Genomic DNA, 20850 nt, shown 5'->3' with positions numbered 1-20850 from the left:
TTATAAGCAAATTAAGCAAAATTATAAATGCTCCATTTAGACTCGCATGATTAGGCAGAAAGCTATTTTCCCCGTATACTGCACAGAGTTATCCCCAGAATTTGTGAATAACCTTAGGTTTAAAAATGCTCTGCTTTTTAAAATTTTGCTCGCTTAAATTGGCTTTTTTATTATTTACTAAAAAATTTTAAAGGTGCAGTATAGGTAGTGTTTTACAGAGCGCATAGTTTATATTAAGTAGTCTCTAGAAAATGAAAATTCCTTTTTGCCTAATACCCCAACTCGGGTGAATTCAATTAGATTTCTATTAGCAAAACATCTCCAGTTTTGTTGACTATTTATATATTGATGATTTTTTAATTGAAATACTGAGGGTACAAAAGCAGCTATATTTTTCTTTTTTCCGTGTGTTCGTGCAGAAAAATAAAAAAATGCTTCGATTTCTTCGTCTCTCATCTTAGCACCTAAGAGCTGGCTATATTCATAATTATGCTTCTTCGAAATTTGGTTGGTATATTTATTAAATGGTTTTTCTGTTAAATCTACTCCCCTTTTACATACTAAGGATGCGGTAAAAGCAGTCATTAATATTTCTACATTACCTAAATCTGCTAAGGCATCATCAAAAAACTTTAATTGATAGTAAGCTACTTCGGTAAAAGCCGTTTCAAGCTCTAATGAACCATACCAAAGTGAAGGTTCAAGTTTGCTGCCAAAGCGAGAACCATACTCCAACGGTGGATAGCGAAAAGGAGTAAATATTAAGTAGTTTTTTTGTTTATCAATTTCGGGCTTAGAACGCTCAATTAAGTCCTCGAGTAAACTGTGCTCTTCTTTAGAATCAACCAAATCGCGAGAACTTAAAATATGCTGTGCTTCTACTACTCTCCAAGACTCTGCAGAAATAGCTTGTATAAATTTTTTACCTTCACATATTTCCCATATATTCATAACTTGCCACGCATTGCATCAATATAGTTAACAACCTCAACCATTCCTGTAACACTTTTTAACTTATTAATAGGTTTTGTTTTAAAATATTTATTGTCACTATTTAACCAAACCTTTGCTTTATCATGATGATTGCCAAGTAATGAATTTAAACCTCGATAAACTCTTAATAACAACAAGGCCATTTCCCCCTCTTTAGAAGCAGGTGAGAGAAGTGTTTTACCCTGTTTTAAGCGCGTAACGGTTGGCTCGCTTATACCTATAATATGATATAAATCCTTACCTGTTAAATCATAATACTTAGCCACATTTAAAATAGCTTTTGTCAGTACAAGTTCTTCTTGGCGAGCTTTTTGATGCTCCTTTTTTAAGGATATAGTCATATAAATCTTCCTTATATTTCATATGAAATTATGATATAATTTTTTTTCATATGCAAATAAAGTCAAAATATTGGACTATTTATTTAAAAGAAAAGTATAGTTTTATCTTTCAAAAAAGATGAATCTATAGTATTTAATTTTTATAATTTTTTTATCTAAATATCACCTTAATTGTTTTTAAGAGGCATAATGATATCAGTTACAGTTATCGGTTCAGGCGCCCTTGGTAAATTTTATGGAGGTTTACTTACTTTAGCAGGATGTCATGTTTGCTATCTTGAGCGTTCCGACTTCGCCATAGTACAAGAACAGAAGTATTATGAAATCGAGTTACCTAATACTCGTGTCATCCAAATAAAGCCCAATCAAATTGAGAAAGATTATAGACTACTGCCCAAATCCGATATTGTTATCGTTGCATTAAAAACAACCGAAAATCATTTATTGAAAAAATTTCTTCCGCCTGCTTTAAAACCAGCAAGTAAAATACTTATTTTGCAAAACGGGATTGGTAACGAGGAGTACTTATCTACTTTAATTAGCACTCAGACAATTGTTTGTGGTGTGACTACTATTGGTGCTACCAAAATAAAACCTGGCTATATTAAAGTAAATCATCTAGGCGAATTAAACTTAGCCCCTTTTAATCAACAGGATATTCCTTCCTGTGAAGATATAAAACAACAGTTAGCATACGCTAATCTTTCTAATGCGCTTTGCCCACCAATACGCCTTTTTGAAAGTCATCGGATTATTCGCTGGAGCAAGCTGTTATGGAATACCCCTTTTAGTAGTTTGTCTCTCATATTTAATACATCAGTTGATGTACTGGCTACTCAGAAGCAATACCAAGCTATTGTGAGAGCGATAATGCATGAAGTTTGTTTAGTCGCAAAGCAGGATGATGCAGAAATTAAAGACAAAATTGAAAAGCTAATTGCGCTAACTGCAACACTGAAAGGCTATTATCCAAGTATGTATTATGATTTTAAAGCAGATAAGCAAATTGAATCACAGTACATTGTATTTAATGTTTTAGATTACGCACGATTACATCAGTTAAATTTACCTCTCTTATCTGCAGTTTATGAGAAACTTAGGTTGCTAGAACAAAAAGGGAAATGGTTTTGCACAAGCGAGCAAAATAATATTATTTCTTTATTTATGAATTTAGTAAATGATAAGGCCTTAGAGTTAAGATCATCGCCTTTTTAGCTAAGTCGAGGAGAGTTTAAATTGTAGAAAAGACGTGTCTAAGTATAAAATTCTTAAATTTAATTCATATATCAGCAAGTAAAAATAGAGCTATAAAAGCAAAAGCCATCCCTAATGCCTGTTTATAAGTAATTGATTGCTTTAAGAAAATCATGCATAAAATTAAGGTTACAACAGGATACATGGATGTTATAAGAACCACGGGTATAGCGGGACCTTTACGTAAGGCCATAATAAAAAAAATACATGCAATACCACTAGCCAAACCATTTAATAAACCATAAAAGCTCCCTTTAATAGAGAGCTCTGGTTTAAAACTTAACAATATTAGCGCGACAATACCGGAAATAAGTACGCCTAAGCTTGAATAAAAAGTTATAGATAAAGGATTAATGAAATCTGCTGCTCGCGAGCCCCAATAACCCCAAACTCCATATAATAAAAGAGCAATAAAAGAGGGATAGTACCAAGAAGTAAAACTCATTTAAGTAGGTTTCTCTATTAAAATATTGCAGATACACTTAAATTTAAAAAAATTATCTTATCAAAGTTTTATAAATCTATCAGCAGAAACTATACGTCTAGTGTAATTAACTTAAATTTAATCTAAATAATCAAGCTTCTAACAAATTCAGAATAAATTGACTTTAATCAAGTGATTTGAATACCATACCGGTAACAAAGCTAATCACCTTAGGCTCATCAATGGATTATCATTATTTTAAAGATATTATTAATAATATTTATGGCCGTTATATTGGCTATGATAAGCGTCCAACGTTTTTTGATATTGAACAAACTTTTCCTTCATTAAATGAGATAACTAACCATTTTAATGAAATAAAAAAAGAGTTTTATCAGGTTTTAACAAACAGCAATCAATTACCCAGGTATCACGATATTGATCCCGGCGAAGCTAAGATTTCAGATACAACACAAAAAAACTGGAATGTGTTTATGCTTTATCTTTTGGGCTATGAAGTAGAAAAAGCTCAAGCTTTATGCCCTAAGCTTTGTCAATTATTAAAAGGGGTTCCTAACTTAATTCAAGCTTTTTTTTCTATTTTAGAGCCAGGAAAATCTATACCTCTGCATAAAGGCCCTTATATGGGATATCTACGCTACCATTTAGGCATTCACATTCCTAAAAATCATCCGCCAGAAATTATTGTTAATAATCAGCCTTATACTTGGCAGGAGGGTGAAGCTATTTTATTTGATGATTCATGGCCTCATGAAGTTAGAAATCGAAGTGAAGATTATCGGGCTGTTTTAATCATTGATGTCTTAAGGCCAATGCCATTTTTTCCTCATATGATTAACCAATTGGTAACTAATGTTTTTGGTAAGTATTTTTATGGACGCAAAGTCATCAAAAGAGCACTTCAATATAACGAAGAAATAAAACCGATAGCACAATAGACGCTAACAACAAATTATAAAACCTTTTGATGAAGATTCCGTACAAATACTTCGCATTTTACAGGATAATGTTAGTTTTGTCATATAAATGAGTCCTTATCCCGCTTATATTTTAGACTCACGTTAATCTAAGCTAGCTTGAATTGTTTCAAGTATGTCTGTTATTATGCAACGCTTTAAAACTGATTTAACTATGTTAGAAAAATCACCTGAACTTACAAAACTTCTTTCAATCTTAGATGATAATCAAGCAATCGATATTGTCACCATCGATGTTAGTGATCAAACCTCAGTAACCGATTTTATGGTTATTAGCAGTGGTCGCTCTTCTCGACATGTAAAAGCTATTGCTATGAATATAGTCGAAAAAATGAAACAGGCTAATATTCCAATATTAGGATCACATGGTCTAGAAAGTGGCGATTGGGCTTTAATTGATTTTGGAGACTTTGTCTTGCATGTCATGCAGCCAGATACTCGAACTTTCTATAATTTAGAAGGGTTATGGCAAGACAGCCAATAAATTAATATGTTTAAAATTACCGTTATCTCTTGTGGTAATAAAATGCCTGCTTGGATTGATCAAGGCATTAATGAATATAGTAAGCGTTTGAAAGAATACGTTAAATTAAATTTAATTGAGATTCCTTTAATAAAACGCACCAAGTCAAGTGATTTAAAACGTATTTTAGAGAAAGAATCTCTACTCATTGATGCGGCTATCCCAGAAACTGCTAGAATTATCGCGCTTGAAATCGAAGGTGAAACATTTAGTAGTGAACAGCTTGCTTTTAAATTTGAAGCCTTACAACAGATAACAAGTCATGTTTGTTTTATCATCGGTGGCCCAGAGGGCTTAACGCCTCATACGCTTTCACGCAGCCAAGAGCAGTGGTCTTTATCAACACTTACCTTACCGCATCCTTTAGTTAGAATTGTTTTATTAGAAGCCATTTATCGTGCATGGTCAATTATTTATAAACACCCTTATCACAAATGATATTTTGCGTTAAGATGTCCATTCATTTTTCACTTGGCTTTTAAAAAATAACACTAAAAAAATGCGCTTAAACCAACGTGTTAAAAATGAGCAAATTGAATTTCATATTCACTGCTCTCGCTTAAACTTATTGATTGCAATTATAATTTGCTGCTCTGCATTAATTATTGCGAGACTTGGGTACTTACAATTAGCTCAATATAAGCAATATGAAACTCTCTCTTTAAAAAACCAAATGAGCGTCATTCCAATTGCACCGCCAAGGGGCATTATCTTAGATAGAAAAGGCGTCATTCTCGCTGAAAATATTCCTGTCTATGTATTAGAAGTTATTCCAGAACATGTGAAGAACTTAAAAAAGACACTAGAAGATTTAAGAAAGCTTCTTCCGTCCATAAATGATGAGGATATTGATAATTTCAACCGTACTCGCCGTCAGAACCGATCATTCGTTCCCATTCCCCTAAAACTTAAATTAAATCAGGAAGAAGTTGCCACCTTTGCTTCCCATCAACATCAGTTTACTGGTATTAATATTAAGGCACGTTTAATGCGTTATTATCCCTTAGGCGAAATAACATCACATCTTTTAGGCTATGTTGGCAGAATTAATCTGCAAGAATTGCGCGAAGTAAATCCAACTAATTATCGAGCAACAAATTTTATTGGCAAAGCAGGCATTGAAAAATTTTATGAAAAACTTTTACATGGCCAAGTAGGTTATCAATTAGTTGAAACGGACGTTAGCGGCCGAACTATTAGGGTGCTAGATAAGCAAAATCCAGTTTCAGGTGAAAAACTCTACTTAACACTTGATGCGCGCCTACAAAAGGTTGCTTATGAAGCCTTAAAAGATAAGCGAGGCGCAGTCGTTGCAATGAGCACTCATAATGGCGATATCTTGGCGATGGCAAGTTCACCAAGCTATGATCCTAATCTATTTGTTAACGGTATTAGTCTTAATGATTATCAAAAATTAGCTAGTGCCAAAGATAAACCATTATATAATCGTGCTGTGCGAGGATTATACCCACCTGCATCGACAGTGAAACCCTTTATAGCTTTAGCTGGATTAGAGAAAGGTGTGGTTGATACTAGCTATCGTGTGTTTGACCCCGGTTGGTTTAAATTACCTGGCGTTAGCCATGAATATCGTGACTGGAAAAAAACAGGTCATGGAATGATTAATCTTGCTCGCGCAATTACAGTTTCTTGTGATACCTATTTTTATCAACTGGGTCATAAGATAGGTATTAGAGCTCTAGAAGACATGTTGCATAAATTTGGTTTTGGCCAGCTTACCAATGTTGATTTAAATGAAGAAGCGCCAGGCATTGTACCCAATGCCCATTGGAAACGACGCAGTAAGGGTGTTCCTTGGTTTCCAGGTGATACATTGATCACAGCTATAGGGCAAGGTTTTATGCTTGCCTCGCCATTGCAATTAGCCAATGCAACAGCTGCTTTAAGTCAAAAAGGCCGTCGTTATCGACCCCATTTATTACAAAAATCTATTCAAAGTGACCGAGACGAAGTTCATCCTTTTAAGCCAGTAGAGGAATATCCTATAAAATTAAGAGATGAAAGTTATTGGACAGTTGTTGCCGAAGCTATGCGGGCTGTGATTAAAAGTGATGAAGGAACAGGTTATCGCTTTGGCCGGACAACACCTTATTCGGTTGCTGGTAAAACGGGCACAGCACAAGTATTTAGTGGTCGCCAATATGAAAAAAAACGCTATGAAGAAATTCCAGAATTTTTAAGAGATCACTCTTTATTTATTGCTTTCGCTCCCATTGAAAAGCCGGAAATTGCAATTGCTGTCATGGTTGAAAATGATTTTACAGCATCAAATGTTGCTCGCAAAGTTCTTGATGCCTATTTCCAGTTTAAACAAAATGAGGTCAGCACATGAGAAACTATCATTCGCGCCCAGTTTATAGATTTACTGTCAAATCCTTTCATGTTGACTGGCCTTTATTCGGTTTATTAATTACATTAATGGCCTTTGGTATGCTTATTTTATATAGTGCATCCAATGAAAATATTAATATGGTTATTCGTCAGGCTATACGTTTAGGCTTCGCTGCTAGCATTATGCTAATATTTGCTGCTATTCCACCTCATAAATATAAAATCTGGACACCTTGGCTTTATGGAATAGGTCTTGCTCTACTCATTGCTGTTATGATTATGGGAAAGATTGGTAAAGGTGCCCAACGCTGGCTTGATTTAGGGTTATTTCGCTTTCAACCCTCAGAAATTATGAAATTGGCAGTTCCTTTGATGGCAGCTTGGTATCTAGATCGTAAACCGACTCCCATTGACTTAAGGACAGCTGGAATTGCTACTCTAATTATTTTCATGCCTGCACTTTTAATTGCTAAACAACCTGATTTAGGCACAGCAATTATGGTCGTTTCAGCCGGATTAAGTGCTATCTTTTTAGCAGGTATTTCAATACGTGTGATTTTAACCGTAGGATTAATTGCTGGATTTTCCGCTCCCCTTTTATGGCATGTTATGCATGATTATCAAAAGCAGCGTATTCTCACCTTGCTTAATCCAGAACAAGATCCTCTAGGCTCTGGCTATCATATTATTCAATCTAAAATTGCCATTGGCTCGGGCGGCCCTTTCGGGAAAGGTTGGTTACAAGGTTCCCAATCACACTTAAATTTTCTACCTGAGCATGCAACTGATTTTATTTTTGCAGTCAGTGGAGAAGAATTCGGTTTTGTCGGTAGCATTATTTTAATTATTCTCTTTATTCTTATATCTTTAAGAGGATTACAAATTGCAAATCAAGCTCAAACTAGCTTTACCCGTCTGTTAGCAGCCAGTCTTGCTATGACATTCTTTCTATCTGCTTTTGTCAATATTGGTATGGTCATGGGTATTTTACCTGTCGTTGGCATTCCTCTACCCCTTGTCAGTTATGGTGGAACTGCCATGGTTACCTTTTTAGCTAGCTTTGGTATTTTAATGTCTGTTAGTTCACATCGAATTTTATTTAATGCCTATCGTTAAACTGATATGACTGCATTAGATATAGCGCGGCCCACTAAGCTTTAGACAAGGCGCAAGTGAAGCGAGGCGAAAGAGTGTACACATAAGTACATGACTGAGCCAAGTGAACTTGCAACGCCGTATAAAGCTTAGTGGGTAGCGCTATACAGTTTCTAGCTCCTCAACTTTGTTAGTATTTAAAGCAAGTAATTTAGCAACAGGGCCGTAACCTTTTCGGTGAATTGCGCAAGGGCCAAGTCTTTGTAAGGCGTCTAAATGTTTAACAGTAGAATAGCCTTTATGGCTAGAAAACTCATAGCCTGGATAGAGTTTTTCCATTTCCATCATCTCATTATCTCTAGCTACTTTTGCTAGAATTGAGGCCGCACTAATTTCAGCAATGAGTAGATCTCCTTTTATAATCGCTTCGCAAGGAATCTCTATCTTAGGTACATATAAGCCATCAATTTTAATGAAGTGCGGACGTAATGGTAAGCTTTCAATAGCACGACGCATGGCCAATAATGTCGCATGATGGACATTTAATTGCTCAATCTCAAAAACCTCTGCTCGACCATAGGCAAAGGCCAATGACTTAGCTTGAATTTCAAGTGCAAGTTCATAGCGCCTAGCGGCTGTAAGTTTTTTAGAGTCGGTAAGCCCTTCAATAGGCTCTTTTAAAATGACGGCTGCAGTCACTACTGGCCCTGCTAAAGGACCGCGGCCTGCTTCATCTACGCCTGCAATATACTGAATCATTTTAATTCTTCCCCTACTCTAGTATCTTATTTTTCTTTGACGCATACTAAAACAGCTAAGATAACTTTTCAAATTGATTTATCAGCTAAGAAATGCGATCATGCGCCTACATTACTCAATTCCAATCTTCATGAACGTGTTAAACTGTGCTGTTATTGGTGTCGGCTATTTAGGCCGTTTTCACGCCCAAAAATATAAAAATTTACCTCACGTGAATCTCGTTGGGGTCTGCGATATTAATCAGGATGTTTGCGACCAAGTAGCACAAGAACTTAACGTCACCCCTTATTATGATTATAAAGAATTATTTGGAAAAGTGGATGCCGTTAGTATTGCTACCACAACAAACCAGCATTTTGATGTTGCTAAAGACTGCCTAGCTCATGGCATTCATGTGCTTGTTGAAAAACCTATTACTGAGACAGTAGAACAAGCTGATAAGTTAATTGCATTAGCTAAAAAACATAGTGCAAAGCTACAAGTTGGTCATTTAGAACGTTTTAATTCAGCGCGTTTAGCTTTAGAAGAGCATTTAGAAAGGCCTCTTTTTATCGAGTCGCAACGCTTAGCTCCCTTTAACCCACGCGGCACCGATGTAAATGTTATTCTAGATCTGATGATTCATGACATTGATATTATCCAGACTATTGTAAATAGTCCTATTGTTAAAATTGATGCGCAAGGCACCCCTATTTTGTCCTCTTCTATTGACATTGCTAATGCACGCATTCGTTTTAAAAATAATTGTGTTGCAAATATTACAGCAAGTCGTATCAGTTTTAAAACTGAACGCAAAACACGTATTTTTCAACCTAATTCTTATATTTCAATTGACTACCATAACAAGCAATTTGCTGTTTTTTGTAAAGGACAAGGAGAAATGTTTCCAGGTATCCCTGAAATTACTCGCCACCAATCTGTTTTTGAAAAGGGTGATGCCCTTTTAGAGGAAATTAAGGCATTTATCCATTGTATAACAGTAGATAGCGTACCTTTAGTTACGGGCCAAGAAGGACGTAACGCGCTAGCAACGGCTCAAAAAATAACTGCTCTTATTAATACTGATTTAGTATCTCGGCTTACTGACGCTTATGCCTAAACATATTGCTATTATTGCAGGTGAAGAATCAGGTGATCATCATGCAGCGGATTTAGTTAAGGAATTATTAGTTTATGACCCCTCATTGCAATTTAGTGGTATGGGAAGCAAACATATGCAAGAAGCCGGGGTTAATATCGTTGCCAATTTAGCTCAGTTCGGTGTGATAGGTATCACGGCGGTTATTCGGCATGCTTTCGTTATTAAAAAAACGTTTAATATTATTAAAAAACATTTAAAAGAGACTAAACCGGATTTAGTTATTCTTGTTGATTGCCCCGGATTTAATATTCCCCTTGCCAAATTTGCTAAACATAAACTGGGACTACGTATTATCTATTATATAAGCCCGCAAATATGGGCTTGGAAAGCAAATCGTATTCATACACTTAAGGCATGTGTTGATCACATGGTCGTGATTTTTCCCTTTGAAAAAGAAATTTACCAAAAAGCAGGTGTTTCAGTATCTTTTGTCGGCCATCCGTTAGTAAATCGTGTAAAGCCATCAAAGGATATTGAACAAATACGCCAATGTCTTGAACTTCCTAAAAATAAAAAGTTAATTGCCTTATTGCCAGGTAGTCGCCGTAGCGAAATTGAGAAACATCTACCCGTTATGGTTAAAACTGCTGAAAACCTAGCCTTAATTCATCAAAATCTACACTTTGTTATTCCTATTGCTCAAACACTTAATCCCCAGCTAATTAAAGATTTCTTTAAAAATAGCCCTATAAAAATTAGTTTTATTGACGGACAGGCAATTGATGTTCTTGCTTGTAGTCATTATGTAGTTGTCGCATCAGGTACAGCTTCGCTTGAATGTGCTCTGATGGAAAAGCCAATGTGTATCATTTATAAAGGCTCTTTCTTAAGTTATTTAATTGCTGCTAAAGTAATTAAAGTTAAATATCTCGGACTTTGTAATCTCTTACAAAATAAAATGATTGTTCCTGAACTGTTGCAATATGATTGCAACAGTTCAGAACTTACAAAAACCTTAAACGATTTAATTTCTAATAGTTCTTTGCAAAAAAAAATCACTACTCGCTTAGCCAAACTAAAACACTCCTTATCAAGCGAGCAAGCTGATTGTTCAGTGGCTGATGTTGTTAAAATGGAATTGAGTAAGGTTTAAATGTCATTAAATAAAAGATAATTAAGAAACTAACAAATGCTGGCCAGCCTAATATAAACCAATATTTAAAGTACTGGTAATAAGCAGCTGGCAATGGTGAATTTGTTCGTGCTGCATAGGAGGTAATATTTCGTATTTTAATTTGTAAATAAACAACAATAAGCCAACAAATTAATGCTAAGGTATAAAATACTAAACTACCTAATATCCATAATGAACTTAAAGGAAAACCAGCAATATAAACCATAGCTAGTCCAGTTAAGGGCTGAACAATCATGGTACTACCTGTAGAAATCCAGTCAATAAGTACAACATATTCATTAATGGCGCCCATAACAACAACATCTTTCTTTAAATGGCCATACAGCATAATAGCAGCTGTACCGATTCCCGTACCAAATAATAAAGTCGAGCTTAAAATGTGTATATATTTCAACCATAAATAGAGCATATCATTCCATTAAATAAAGTATAATAATGCTAACTAAAACAGGTACATTTTTAACTATAGAGCCAAAAGGTTCTAGCCATAAATCAGGGATTTTTAAAGTGATTATAATAGTATAAGCAGTCATTACCATTATTTGTAGTAAACAGTTTAGCTTAGTTTTGTAATTAAAGAGAAGACTAAGTCCAATCACACCATTAATCAGGGAAGCAAGGTAAAGTAAAGTAGGTTGCCAGTAAGTGCTTACACCGACCTTTGTTAAAAGAAGGTAAGAACCTGCTTTGGGAAATAAAAAAGCACTGACAATTGCGCTTGCAAGCCACATAAATGCTAAGCTTAAGCGCAATAGAGGTTTTATAAAAAATAATCGAGCATACCAGCGATCTGGGCTTGTGCTTGGCGCCTGATAAGCACCCTCTGCAAAATCCTTAGGCATAAAACCTGCCATCTGGATAAATCTTTGAGATTCGTTAGGTGTTGCAATATTACCTTGCTCAAGCATGGTGATCGCAGGCGTGTTAATGGTTGAAAAAGGTAGATAATCGCCAACTTTAGCCCCAATTTTAATTAACTTTAAAGGAATTGATAAACAATAACCTCGTCCAATTTGCAACCAATCTCTTAGCGTTAATAAAATCTCTTTCAACGTCACTGGTTTTGAAGAAACCGAAGCTAAAATAATTGATTCCTCTAAGTCATGAGTAATGATATTACTTACAGCTTTTGCTAAATCCTCTACCTGAATCGGCTGAAATTGTTGAAGACCACTTCCTGCAACAGGGATAATTAAGGGAAAAGCAGCTAACGCTCGCATAAGCGCCATACCGCCTTCGGATGCAGGGCCATAAATAAAAGAGGGCCTTAAAATAACTGTCGTAATATTAAGTGTCAGCAAATAATCCTCAATGGCTTTTTTACTCTTAGCATAATCCGATTGATACCGATCAACGCCTAAGGCAGAAAGCTGAATAATACGCTTAACATTACATTTTGTAGCAGCTGTAAATAAAGCTTTAGGCGTATCATAATGAATGGCCCACATAATTTTAGAATTTGAATGGTAAAAAATACCGACACAATTAATTATTATATCGATATGTTCAAGACGGGGCAGCCAGGCTTCAATAGTAGTATCCCGGACAAAATCACAAGCAATTATCTTAGCATGTGGAAATAGTTTTTTCGTATAATGCGTATCTCTTACTGCCGCAACAACTTCATGCCCTTGTTCAATCAGTTTTTTAGCAATCCATGTACCTGCAAAACCTGATGCGCCTGTAATTAAGATATTCATGTTTGTTCTTTATGCTGTCTGTTAGCTAGTAACGCTCTCCCATAGCCTAAGTACCCACCCAGACAACTTGCACTAGCACCTAAACCAAACATAATAAAGGTAAGGAGTGCATTTAAAATAATAACCTTCTTATCCACTTCTAAAGCAACGCTCATAGGCGCTTTTCCACTTAAAAATATTTCAGTTAGCATAGGCGAATCATTGGTTATTTTAATAGCAACCAAGCTTGAGGTAAAATTAGCATGGAAAACTGCAAACTGAATCATATTTGTAATTAAAATAATTGTCATTATTAATAATAATGCCCAGGCTAAAAAACCTATAAAGCAACCCCAAATGCGTTTAAGCGTTGGATAAGACAGCCTGCCTGCTAGCCATCCCGTTGAGAACATCGCAATAATCCCAGCAATACAAAAACAGATAAAACCCCACAAAGAGAATTCAACTTTACCAGTGGAACGAATAGTAAAACTTGCTATCCCTAAAGCAAGGGCTAATAAATTTAAGAGAAAATTAAGCCCTACTCCAACAATTGCTGCAGAAAAGATAGCAGACCAAGTAATATAAAAGTTACTTTTAGACTGTTTATTTATTGTTGCTTCTGTCATAAATGCTTATCTAGTCTATGAAGCTGTAAATTGAAAAGCAATCAAGCATATAAAAGCAATAATCGCAATCAACCCATGACCTGCTACTAAAAACTTTGGTACAGGCTTAAGCATAATATCACGCCAAACGATATAAAAACCGCCAATGGCAGCTACAATAAATAAAATTAAACTAATTACCGGTGAAGAGCGATCAGAGAATAGATATAAAATAAGCAAAACAATACCTATTGCTGCAAGAGCACCATGAATCATTACGACTCCTTTAGGCGTAGCTTTGTCCTGGAAGATATAGGTAATTAAGTAAATACCTAATATTGCAGCTAAAATAAAAAATATAGTCGCAAGAATTAACACGGTAAGCTCCTCCTTTAACGTGAGTCCGGTACAAAAAATCTTAAGTCTTTGTGTCGGACTCGATTGTTTCGATCTAGATCCAGCATAAATGCTTCGCATTTTACGGGATAATGTTCGTTTAGTGACATAAAAAAATCTATGTTTCTTTAGATCAAATCAACATTATTGCCTAAATAATGAGGCAACACTTCTAAATAACTAACGTCATTCTTAGGTAGCTAATGTCATTCCCACGCAGGCGGGAACCCATCCCAAAATTAACCTCAGTACAAATTTACAAATGGATCCTCGCCTTCGCGAGGAGGCATTGTTGCGTGGATAAGTGTGAGAACTAATTATAATCAACATGATCTTATGCCATCCCCGCAAATCCTGTCATCCCCGCGAAGGCGGGGATCCATTCATAAATTAACACTGAGATTAATTTACCATAGATTCTCGCCTGCGCGGGAAAGACATTTACTATCCACGCAACAATGCCTTAGAGGATGACATGAGGTCTATTTGGCTATAATTAGTTTTCTAATTATTCACGCAACACCTATATGCATCCATACCAATACGAAAACTTTTCACAGAATAATGTTCGTTTAGCGATAAAGTCTGTATCTCCTTTTTTTATATTGAACTCACCTTATTTAGGTTCTTTTAAAGTCAAATCTGCCATGGCAGGCCCTTCAATGACTTTTCCTTGTTTTGTAAAGCGACTGCCATGGCAAGGACAATCCCAAGTTTTTTCGGCTCTATTCCAGTTAACAATACATTTCATATGAGTACATACAGCAGAAACCATGTGTAATTCATTATTATCCCGACAAACAGCAAATTTTTCCTTATTAATTTCAACAATCTTGCCTTCCCCTTCGGCTATCGATTTAAAATCAGTTTCTGCAAAAATTGGCAAATCTTTACTATATTGCATAGCGACATTTATATTTTCTTTAGCAAGAAAACCTAAGGAAGCACCAATAGTATGGCGATTTGATTGATAGACGCCATTAAATGGCATAGGTTTATCAAGTATTAAATCCGCAACAGCAAGACCTGCGACAGTACCATAGGTTAAACCATCAGCAAAATAACCTGTGGCCATGTAAGTATGCTTCGCTGTTTTAGAGGCAAGACCTATATAGGGTATACTATCTGCAGATTGGTAATGCTGAGCTGACCATTTAAAGGCGATTTCATCAATAGATAAGCATGATTTCAACTCAGATTCTAACTCTTTATAATGTGCTTCTGTATAGTATTCTTGACCAGTTTTATGATGGCTACCTGAAAGCATCATTAAGTCTGGCTCGTCACCTTTATAAGCATGGGCTGAAAAGATATTATGAGATTTCTTACTGAAATCCCAAAAGTGCCCCTCAGGACATTGATTGTTTTTTAAATGAACAGCAACCACATAGCTCCGATAAGGCGCAGTAAAGAAATGGGCATGGTTAATTCCAATTGGCGAGTGCGTTGCTAGAAAAAGCTTTTTTGCTATCACTTTGGCATTTTTTGTATAAACAAAACAAACATCTTTCTCTTCATAATGAGTTACAGGGGTATTTTCATAAATTAGGCAACCCTTCTCATGCAAGTATTCTGCCATTGAGATAACGTATTGCAATGGATTAAAACGTGCTTGGTTAGGCATGACTGCTGCTTTTTTAAAGGACACTGCAAGCGGCATTTCAGTGGTATAATCTATATCAATATCCAAGCGCCTGAAGAATTCTATTTCCTTTTCCATAGAAATATGCTCTTCGCCATGGAAATAGCAATACCAAGGTCTGCGCGTAAAATGACAACTAATATTTTTTTCACGAACATTTTTTTCGATATAATCAATCGCCTTTAGCCGTGACTGGGCTACGACTCGCGCTGTATCTAAATTGAATTTCTTTTCGATAGTTTGATAGAAAGGCTGTACAGCAACATACAAATTACCTGTCGAATAACCAGTCGTCACCCCACCAACTTGATAGGCCTCAAGGATAGCTACTCGCTTACCTGCTGCTACTAATTCACTCGCTGCTGTAATAGCCGTGATACCACCTCCAACAATAGCAACATCGACTTCAATATCATTAGCTAATGCTGGGTAAGTTTTTTCTCGTTTACTAATAGCTTCCCAAAGCGATATCCCTTCGTTCATTACCTCTCCTTAGAGTTAATTACTAAAGCTCTTTTCTATGTCTAGTTTATCCTTTTAATCAGACAATTAAACACGACTAATTAATTTATATTAAAGACCAAAATTCAAATACTTATAGTATTGTAGACTACTCTTGATTAATTTAGATAAAAATTTTATTAAAAATGGAAACTGCTATACTGCTATCAAACTAGTCTGTTTAACTAAGGTATTATGAAATTAAATTTTGATAATAGTTTTGCTCGCCTACCTAACTATTTTTTTACCAAGCTCGCACCTGTTCCTGTTAAAAAGCCTAGCCTTGTTCACGTTAACTATAATACAGCAGAACTATTAGAAATAAAGAAAAAAGACATAGAAAAAAAGAATTTTGCTGATTACTTTGCAGGTAATCGTCTTTTAGCAGGAAGCGAACCTCTCGCCACCGTTTATTCGGGACATCAATTTGGTTATTACGTACCTCAACTGGGAGATGGACGAGCTTTACTTTTAGGCGAAGTGGTAAATCAGAAAGGTGAACGTTGGGATATTCAATTAAAAGGCTCAGGTCAAACCCCTTATTCGCGTATGGGTGATGGCCGGGCAGTACTGCGTTCAACCATTCGTGAATACTTATGTTCAAGTGCTATGCATGCTCTAAATATTCCAACGACACATGCTTTATGTATTGTTGAGACAAATGAGCCTGTTTATCGAGAGGTCCCTGAACCGGGGGCTATTTTAACACGAGTCGCTAAATCGCATATTCGTTTTGGCCACTTTGAGTATTTTTACTACACAAACCAACATCAAGCTCTAAAAGAATTAGCCAATTACGTTTTAGCTCGACATTACCCTGATGCACCTACCAATTCAGAAGGATACTTACATTTATTTACTGAGGCTGTTATAAAAACAGCAAGGTTGATTGCTCATTGGCAAGCTGTAGGATTTTGCCATGGTGTAATGAACACCGACAACATGTCAATTCTAGGTTTAACCATCGATTATGGCCCATTTGGCTTTCTTAATATTTTTAATAATAATCATATTTGCAATAGTTCTGATTATACAGGACGATACGCCTATGGCCAGCAGCCAACTATTGCCTTCTGGAACCTATTAGCTTTTGCCCAAGCACTTACGCCTCTTATTACCGTGAACAATTTACAAGATGCTGTTGCTAAATTCGATACTGAATTTCAAAATAATTATAATCAACTATTGCATGAGAAATTTGGTTTAGAACAAATCCAAAATAGCGATAAGCAACTCATTGCTGATCTCTTGCATTTACTTGAGCATAATCAGGTTGATTATACCTTATTCTTTCGACGCTTAAGTACTTATGACCCTGAATTAAATAACGATATTTTATCTTATCTTTTTAGAGATAAGGACAAATTTAATGATTGGCTTGAACACTATAAAAGTAGATTAACGGTAGAAAATTTGTCACCTGCTATTCGTCATCAGAAAATGAAACAAGTAAATCCCAAGTTTATTCTCCGCAATCATCTAGCTCAACAAGCCATTACTGAAGCTTACGAAAATAAAAGCTATGATGAAATTAATAGATTATATACTATCTTACAAAAACCCTTTGAGGAGCAGCCTGAGTATGAATGGTATTCCTTACCACCACCAAAGGATTTAGCAGAAATTAAGGTAAGCTGCTCTTCTTAATTAAGCTATTTTAAATACTTAAGAGAAATAGAAATTTTACAATAAATTCAGTATCCTTTAAATTATTATTAAATAAGGATTTAATCATGCTAGTCACATTTACTTGTGAATCTTATGGTAGATTGATATTTTTTGGAGATGTTGCAAGACGATTAATTAAACTGATGGGCCATAGTGATAATATACCTGGCGCTATTAAAGCCCAAGATATAGAGCTAGCTCTTAATAATTTACTTGAAGGCCTTGCGCGAGTAAAAGATAAAGTTAAGACTATGCAACCTGATAAAGAGGACGAGCCTGAAATTAGTTTAGCTACCCGAGCAGCGCCTCTCATTGATATGCTTAAATCAGCCAAAAAAAATCAATGCAATATTATCTGGCAATAATCTAAGCAGGTCCATAGTTAGAGTTGCTTTTTCCTTCTTTACTATTATTTCTAAAATAATTTGCATTTTGGTGTACGATATCACCATGTTGATTAAATTCTATACGACATTCTACTTGCCATGGCGCCACACTGACTGCGGCACGATGTCCATACTGAATTTTAGTTCCCCTCTCTACTTGTGCAACTTGCTCAGCTGTTAAATTAACTTTGTAACACGATAGATTAGGACCTTTATCAATGTAATGCCGCTCGCCAGCTATGAGATCTGCTGGTGAAGTATAAAAGTGCTTAAAGATATTTTCAGTTTCTGCTAAGTACCATTTTTCATTACTTAAGGCTTCTACAATAGGAAGATAAAAAAAATTATCTTCATGATAAAACCCATTTACCTTTTCTTTTGCAAAAAATCCAAATTTCATACTTCTTTTTATCCCTACGGCTGCTGTTAATATAACCTTAAGATTCAGCGTGTATATTACGCCCCCTAATCCAAAGCTGTATTTGTAGTCACTGATGATACTTCATGAATTAAGCAAAAAATTACTGGATTTTGTTGAAGCTGAAGCCAAGGCAGCTTCTAAAAGAACAATCTTTCGTAATTTCGACAAATATAACTTTGTCAATTTAATTTATCAATCCTTAAATTTAAATGATTTTATGACAATTAAAGATCTTGAAAATGCCATAAAATTAATAGAAGAATTACCTGTTTTCTCTGAAAAATATACGACACTTAATCAATTAATTTCGACAAAATTAGACTATCAAGTTTTAAATCAGGTAAATAATAATGCCGGATTCTCTGCTAAGTTACTAAATCTTCCCAAAGTAAAATTAGGTGTTACAAGTAATTTTACCAAAGCTTTAATTGAAACCCACCAGGTATTACTAAGTTACTATCAAGAAGCTTTAACTCATACCTTAAATCAAACACCAGTTAAAGAAATTAATTATGATTCAGTTATGTTGGCTGAATCACAAGCGTTTCGCGATTTAAATATAAGCACTCGAGAGTTAGGCTCCTCAGATAATTCAACGATAATACCAGACGTTCGCCGCAGAGGTGTTACTTTTTATGGTGCTACAATTATTCCTGCTAATTATACTGATGCCTTTGATGCTAGTATTATTCAAACGATTAGAGATTTTACTGGTGATAATCGCGATAAAGCCGCCGTGCCTACTCCAGGTTCAGGAGCCAGTAAACTATTAAATTTTGGGGGCCAATTTTTAGAAGCAATCATCTTAAATGAATTCTCCAATACTATTGAATTTACCGACGGTCGTCAGGGTAGATTGGAAAGAGGTAAAGTAAAAGGTCATATCAACTGGTCAAAAAATACTGAGATCAATGAAATTTACGCAACAGTCAACATTAAAATTTATACCTTAAGTTTTGCTAACAATGACCCTACTAAGCCACAAGAATTTTATGCTATATGCAGCGATGGTAAAACCTTATTACCAATATCTGATAAGGACTTCGAGCGAGTTTATAAAAATTGTGACAACGAGCGGCTAGAGAAAACGGAAAATAATCTTGTACCTATTTGCGAATATAGCGTCAAAATTAAATTAGACTCTGAATTCAATGAAATAAATAATCTGGAATATTTTTTCAAAGTTGCAGAATGTAAATTACAACTTAATACCCTTCAATTAACTTCTATAAAAGAAAAGGGTCATAAATTAGCTGCTAGCGTTGAGCCTATATTTCGAACTACAGGATTAATGTAACGTGAGTTCGACATAAAGGGGTTATAAAAAACTATCTTTGCTTTCAGTAATGAGAGATAGCAAAAAGTGTTTACACTTTTCTAACTGCTGTAAGGTTACAAACTCATCGGCCCGATGTGCCTGTTCAATATTACCGGGGCCACACACAATAGTAGGAATGGAAGCTGTTTGAAATAGGCCAGCTTCTGTAGCATAAGCCACTTTCTTTAACTTCTGTTCACCTGTAATAGCTTGACAAAGCCTAGTTAATTTGGCATCTGGATCAGCTGAAAAACTTGTCACACTTGCAACTTCAATCAAATCAATAGTTGCTAAGGGAAATTCTTTCTGCATTTGTGGTAATAAGTGATTAGTAACATAAGCGTTAATTTGCTCCTTCACCTTCAAAGCTGCATGGTCAGGAAGATTGCGAAACTCAAAAACAAACTCGCAAAATTCAGGAATAATGTTATAGGCATTACCACCTTGAATGACATTGGTGGTTAACGTAGTAAAAGGGACATCAAAATCTTTATCAAGCTGTTGTTCTTTAAATTGATAAGCTAAATTTTTTAAAAATAAAACGAATTGCGCTGCATACTCTATTGCATTACAACCTTGAGGCGTTAATGAAGAATGTGCCGGATTTCCTCTAATTTGGCACCGAAATACATGAATACCTTTATGCGCTATAATTGGGTACATATTTGTTGGCTCACCAACAATACAGGCTTTGGGACTGTAATCCAATGATTGGAAATCAGCAATCATTAATGGCACACCAAGGCAGCCGACTTCTTCATCATATGAAAAAGCGAAATGGATTGGAAAAGGTAAATTCAATTGATGAAATTTAGGCAATAAAGATAAAGCAACTGCAATAAATCCCTTCATATCACAAGTTCCGCGACCAAAAATTTTATTATCGCGAATCTCTGCTTTAAAAGGATTACTAGACCAAGCTTGACCTGTAACTGGAACAACGTCCGTATGACCTGATAAAATAATACCACCTTTTCTATTTCCATTAGCAGCAGGAAGCGTTGCAAAAAGATTTGCCTTCTTAGCATTGTCGTTAAAGGTTAACCTAGATTTAATATTGTAGTTTAAAAACCAATCAGCAATATTATTAATCAGTTCTAAATTAGATTTTGATGAGGTAGTATCAAAAGCAATTAAAGTGGCAAGCCAATCAATTATAGTCATAATTCTTTCCTCTAATGCCAAACTATTTTGCATTAAATTAAACTTAAAAATT

22 protein-coding genes are annotated in these 20850 nt (G+C 35.4%); 11 read left to right on the top strand and 11 right to left on the bottom strand.

What is annotated here, in order from left to right; translation table 11 throughout:
• Positions 1-228: 228 nt before the first annotated feature.
• Together ACQUW5_RS11075 and ACQUW5_RS11070 are read right to left on the bottom strand one after the other, a co-directional pair.
• Complete coding sequence (locus ACQUW5_RS11075; RefSeq protein WP_444991313.1) at positions 229-951, bottom strand: RES family NAD+ phosphorylase; 723 nt, start codon at positions 949-951, stop codon at positions 229-231.
• Positions 948-1334: an antitoxin Xre-like helix-turn-helix domain-containing protein gene (locus ACQUW5_RS11070; RefSeq protein WP_444991312.1), complete on the bottom strand. Its 387-nt coding sequence runs from the start codon at positions 1332-1334 to the stop codon at positions 948-950. Before ACQUW5_RS11070 ends, ACQUW5_RS11075 begins: the two co-directional genes overlap by 4 nt.
• Before the next feature lie 189 nt (positions 1335-1523).
• Between ACQUW5_RS11070 and ACQUW5_RS11065 the strand changes: the two genes are divergently transcribed.
• Complete coding sequence (locus ACQUW5_RS11065; RefSeq protein ID WP_444991311.1) at positions 1524-2549, top strand: ketopantoate reductase family protein; 1026 nt, start codon at positions 1524-1526, stop codon at positions 2547-2549.
• 64 nt (positions 2550-2613) lie between these two features.
• Here the strand turns inward: ACQUW5_RS11065 and ACQUW5_RS11060 are convergent, their stop codons facing one another.
• A complete protein-coding gene (locus tag ACQUW5_RS11060) occupies positions 2614-3033 on the bottom strand; it encodes an EamA family transporter (protein ID WP_444991310.1) in 420 nt (139 codons plus the stop codon).
• A 221-nt stretch (positions 3034-3254) separates the two neighbouring features.
• On the opposite strand from ACQUW5_RS11060, the gene ACQUW5_RS11055 reads away from it, so the two are divergent.
• The 5 genes from ACQUW5_RS11055 (at position 3255) to rodA (ending at position 8001) form a co-directional block, all read left to right on the top strand.
• Positions 3255-3971, top strand: a complete 717-nt coding sequence (locus tag ACQUW5_RS11055; protein WP_444991309.1) for an aspartyl/asparaginyl beta-hydroxylase domain-containing protein — start codon at positions 3255-3257, stop codon at positions 3969-3971.
• A gap of 193 nt (positions 3972-4164) precedes the next feature.
• Positions 4165-4494: a ribosome silencing factor gene (rsfS, locus tag ACQUW5_RS11050; RefSeq protein ID WP_444991316.1), complete on the top strand. Its 330-nt coding sequence runs from the start codon at positions 4165-4167 to the stop codon at positions 4492-4494.
• 6 nt (positions 4495-4500) lie between these two features.
• Positions 4501-4971 carry a 23S rRNA (pseudouridine(1915)-N(3))-methyltransferase RlmH gene (rlmH, locus tag ACQUW5_RS11045; protein WP_444991308.1) on the top strand — a complete coding sequence of 157 codons (471 nt, stop codon included), beginning with the start codon at positions 4501-4503 and terminating at the stop codon, positions 4969-4971.
• A 61-nt stretch (positions 4972-5032) separates the two neighbouring features.
• The gene (gene mrdA / locus ACQUW5_RS11040) at positions 5033-6886 is read left to right on the top strand and encodes a penicillin-binding protein 2 (protein WP_444991307.1); all 1854 of its coding nucleotides are present in this window, start codon (positions 5033-5035) and stop codon (positions 6884-6886) included.
• A complete protein-coding gene (gene rodA / locus ACQUW5_RS11035) occupies positions 6883-8001 on the top strand; it encodes a rod shape-determining protein RodA (protein WP_444991306.1) in 1119 nt (372 codons plus the stop codon). Before mrdA ends, rodA begins: the two co-directional genes overlap by 4 nt.
• A gap of 141 nt (positions 8002-8142) precedes the next feature.
• Here the strand turns inward: rodA and rnhB are convergent, their stop codons facing one another.
• Positions 8143-8739, bottom strand: a complete 597-nt coding sequence (rnhB, locus tag ACQUW5_RS11030; protein ID WP_444991305.1) for a ribonuclease HII — start codon at positions 8737-8739, stop codon at positions 8143-8145.
• Between the two features lie 130 nt (positions 8740-8869).
• Between rnhB and ACQUW5_RS11025 the strand changes: the two genes are divergently transcribed.
• Positions 8870-9838: a Gfo/Idh/MocA family oxidoreductase gene (locus ACQUW5_RS11025; RefSeq protein ID WP_444991304.1), complete on the top strand. Its 969-nt coding sequence runs from the start codon at positions 8870-8872 to the stop codon at positions 9836-9838.
• Positions 9831-10973 (top strand): lipid-A-disaccharide synthase, encoded by a 1143-nt coding sequence (gene lpxB / locus ACQUW5_RS11020; protein ID WP_444991303.1) that lies wholly within the window; start codon positions 9831-9833, stop codon positions 10971-10973. Before ACQUW5_RS11025 ends, lpxB begins: the two co-directional genes overlap by 8 nt.
• Here lpxB and ACQUW5_RS11015 read toward each other — a convergent pair.
• The 5 genes from ACQUW5_RS11015 to ACQUW5_RS10995 form a co-directional block, all read right to left on the bottom strand.
• The gene (locus tag ACQUW5_RS11015; RefSeq protein ID WP_444991302.1) at positions 10948-11424 is read right to left on the bottom strand and encodes a DUF2269 family protein; all 477 of its coding nucleotides are present in this window, start codon (positions 11422-11424) and stop codon (positions 10948-10950) included. The two genes, lpxB and ACQUW5_RS11015, sit on opposite strands and share 26 nt — an antisense overlap.
• 1 nt (position 11425) lies before the next feature.
• The gene (locus ACQUW5_RS11010; protein ID WP_444991301.1) at positions 11426-12715 is read right to left on the bottom strand and encodes an NAD(P)H-binding protein; all 1290 of its coding nucleotides are present in this window, start codon (positions 12713-12715) and stop codon (positions 11426-11428) included.
• Positions 12712-13323: a hypothetical protein gene (locus tag ACQUW5_RS11005; protein WP_444991300.1), complete on the bottom strand. Its 612-nt coding sequence runs from the start codon at positions 13321-13323 to the stop codon at positions 12712-12714. The genes ACQUW5_RS11010 and ACQUW5_RS11005 overlap by 4 nt, the downstream gene beginning before the upstream one ends.
• A 15-nt stretch (positions 13324-13338) precedes the next feature.
• On the bottom strand, positions 13339-13680 hold the full coding sequence (locus ACQUW5_RS11000; RefSeq protein WP_444991299.1) for a hypothetical protein: 342 nt from the start codon (positions 13678-13680) through the stop codon (positions 13339-13341).
• Between the two features lie 634 nt (positions 13681-14314).
• On the bottom strand, positions 14315-15823 hold the full coding sequence (locus ACQUW5_RS10995) for an FAD-dependent oxidoreductase (RefSeq protein ID WP_444991298.1): 1509 nt from the start codon (positions 15821-15823) through the stop codon (positions 14315-14317).
• Positions 15824-16036: 213 nt separating this feature from the next.
• Here ACQUW5_RS10995 and ACQUW5_RS10990 point away from each other — a divergent pair, with 213 nt between their 5' ends.
• Together ACQUW5_RS10990 and ACQUW5_RS10985 are read left to right on the top strand one after the other, a co-directional pair.
• Entirely contained in the window at positions 16037-17488 is a 1452-nt protein-coding gene (locus ACQUW5_RS10990) for a protein adenylyltransferase SelO (protein ID WP_444991297.1), read from the top strand.
• An 86-nt stretch (positions 17489-17574) separates the two neighbouring features.
• Positions 17575-17874, top strand: a complete 300-nt coding sequence (locus ACQUW5_RS10985) for a DUF1840 domain-containing protein (RefSeq protein ID WP_444991296.1) — start codon at positions 17575-17577, stop codon at positions 17872-17874.
• Position 17875: 1 nt separating this feature from the next.
• On the opposite strand, the gene ACQUW5_RS10980 is transcribed toward ACQUW5_RS10985, so the two are convergent.
• Positions 17876-18295 (bottom strand): hypothetical protein, encoded by a 420-nt coding sequence (locus ACQUW5_RS10980; RefSeq protein ID WP_444991295.1) that lies wholly within the window; start codon positions 18293-18295, stop codon positions 17876-17878.
• Positions 18296-18389: 94 nt separating this feature from the next.
• Between ACQUW5_RS10980 and ACQUW5_RS10975 the strand changes: the two genes are divergently transcribed.
• Positions 18390-19613, top strand: a complete 1224-nt coding sequence (locus ACQUW5_RS10975) for a hypothetical protein (RefSeq protein WP_444991294.1) — start codon at positions 18390-18392, stop codon at positions 19611-19613.
• Positions 19614-19634: 21 nt separating this feature from the next.
• Here the strand turns inward: ACQUW5_RS10975 and argE are convergent, their stop codons facing one another.
• Positions 19635-20798, bottom strand: a complete 1164-nt coding sequence (gene argE, locus ACQUW5_RS10970) for an acetylornithine deacetylase (RefSeq protein WP_444991293.1) — start codon at positions 20796-20798, stop codon at positions 19635-19637.
• Between the last annotated feature and the right edge of the window lie 52 nt (positions 20799-20850).

The organism is Legionella pelazae, assembly GCF_052527395.1.
Note: the sequence above shows the minus strand (reverse complement) of the source record. Positions and strands in the feature narration are given on the sequence as shown.

What these genes read in the sequence shown, in the direction of transcription:
- ACQUW5_RS11055 (WP_444991309.1), top strand. Translation starts at nt 3,255, where the DNA reads ATGGATTATCATTATTTTAAAGATATTATTAATAATATTTATGGCCGT.
- ACQUW5_RS10995 (WP_444991298.1), bottom strand. Translation starts at nt 15,823, where the DNA reads ATGAACGAAGGGATATCGCTTTGGGAAGCTATTAGTAAACGAGAAAAA.
- rsfS (WP_444991316.1), top strand. Translation starts at nt 4,165, where the DNA reads ATGTTAGAAAAATCACCTGAACTTACAAAACTTCTTTCAATCTTAGAT.
- ACQUW5_RS11005 (WP_444991300.1), bottom strand. Translation starts at nt 13,323, where the DNA reads ATGACAGAAGCAACAATAAATAAACAGTCTAAAAGTAACTTTTATATT.
- ACQUW5_RS10980 (WP_444991295.1), bottom strand. Translation starts at nt 18,295, where the DNA reads ATGAAATTTGGATTTTTTGCAAAAGAAAAGGTAAATGGGTTTTATCAT.
- ACQUW5_RS11060 (WP_444991310.1), bottom strand. Translation starts at nt 3,033, where the DNA reads ATGAGTTTTACTTCTTGGTACTATCCCTCTTTTATTGCTCTTTTATTA.
- rnhB (WP_444991305.1), bottom strand. Translation starts at nt 8,739, where the DNA reads ATGATTCAGTATATTGCAGGCGTAGATGAAGCAGGCCGCGGTCCTTTA.
- ACQUW5_RS11025 (WP_444991304.1), top strand. Translation starts at nt 8,870, where the DNA reads ATGAACGTGTTAAACTGTGCTGTTATTGGTGTCGGCTATTTAGGCCGT.
- rlmH (WP_444991308.1), top strand. Translation starts at nt 4,501, where the DNA reads ATGTTTAAAATTACCGTTATCTCTTGTGGTAATAAAATGCCTGCTTGG.
- ACQUW5_RS11010 (WP_444991301.1), bottom strand. Translation starts at nt 12,715, where the DNA reads ATGAATATCTTAATTACAGGCGCATCAGGTTTTGCAGGTACATGGATT.
- argE (WP_444991293.1), bottom strand. Translation starts at nt 20,798, where the DNA reads ATGACTATAATTGATTGGCTTGCCACTTTAATTGCTTTTGATACTACC.
- lpxB (WP_444991303.1), top strand. Translation starts at nt 9,831, where the DNA reads ATGCCTAAACATATTGCTATTATTGCAGGTGAAGAATCAGGTGATCAT.
- ACQUW5_RS10985 (WP_444991296.1), top strand. Translation starts at nt 17,575, where the DNA reads ATGCTAGTCACATTTACTTGTGAATCTTATGGTAGATTGATATTTTTT.
- ACQUW5_RS11015 (WP_444991302.1), bottom strand. Translation starts at nt 11,424, where the DNA reads ATGCTCTATTTATGGTTGAAATATATACACATTTTAAGCTCGACTTTA.
- mrdA (WP_444991307.1), top strand. Translation starts at nt 5,033, where the DNA reads ATGCGCTTAAACCAACGTGTTAAAAATGAGCAAATTGAATTTCATATT.
- ACQUW5_RS10975 (WP_444991294.1), top strand. Translation starts at nt 18,390, where the DNA reads ATGATACTTCATGAATTAAGCAAAAAATTACTGGATTTTGTTGAAGCT.
- ACQUW5_RS10990 (WP_444991297.1), top strand. Translation starts at nt 16,037, where the DNA reads ATGAAATTAAATTTTGATAATAGTTTTGCTCGCCTACCTAACTATTTT.
- rodA (WP_444991306.1), top strand. Translation starts at nt 6,883, where the DNA reads ATGAGAAACTATCATTCGCGCCCAGTTTATAGATTTACTGTCAAATCC.
- ACQUW5_RS11070 (WP_444991312.1), bottom strand. Translation starts at nt 1,334, where the DNA reads ATGACTATATCCTTAAAAAAGGAGCATCAAAAAGCTCGCCAAGAAGAA.
- ACQUW5_RS11065 (WP_444991311.1), top strand. Translation starts at nt 1,524, where the DNA reads ATGATATCAGTTACAGTTATCGGTTCAGGCGCCCTTGGTAAATTTTAT.
- ACQUW5_RS11075 (WP_444991313.1), bottom strand. Translation starts at nt 951, where the DNA reads ATGAATATATGGGAAATATGTGAAGGTAAAAAATTTATACAAGCTATT.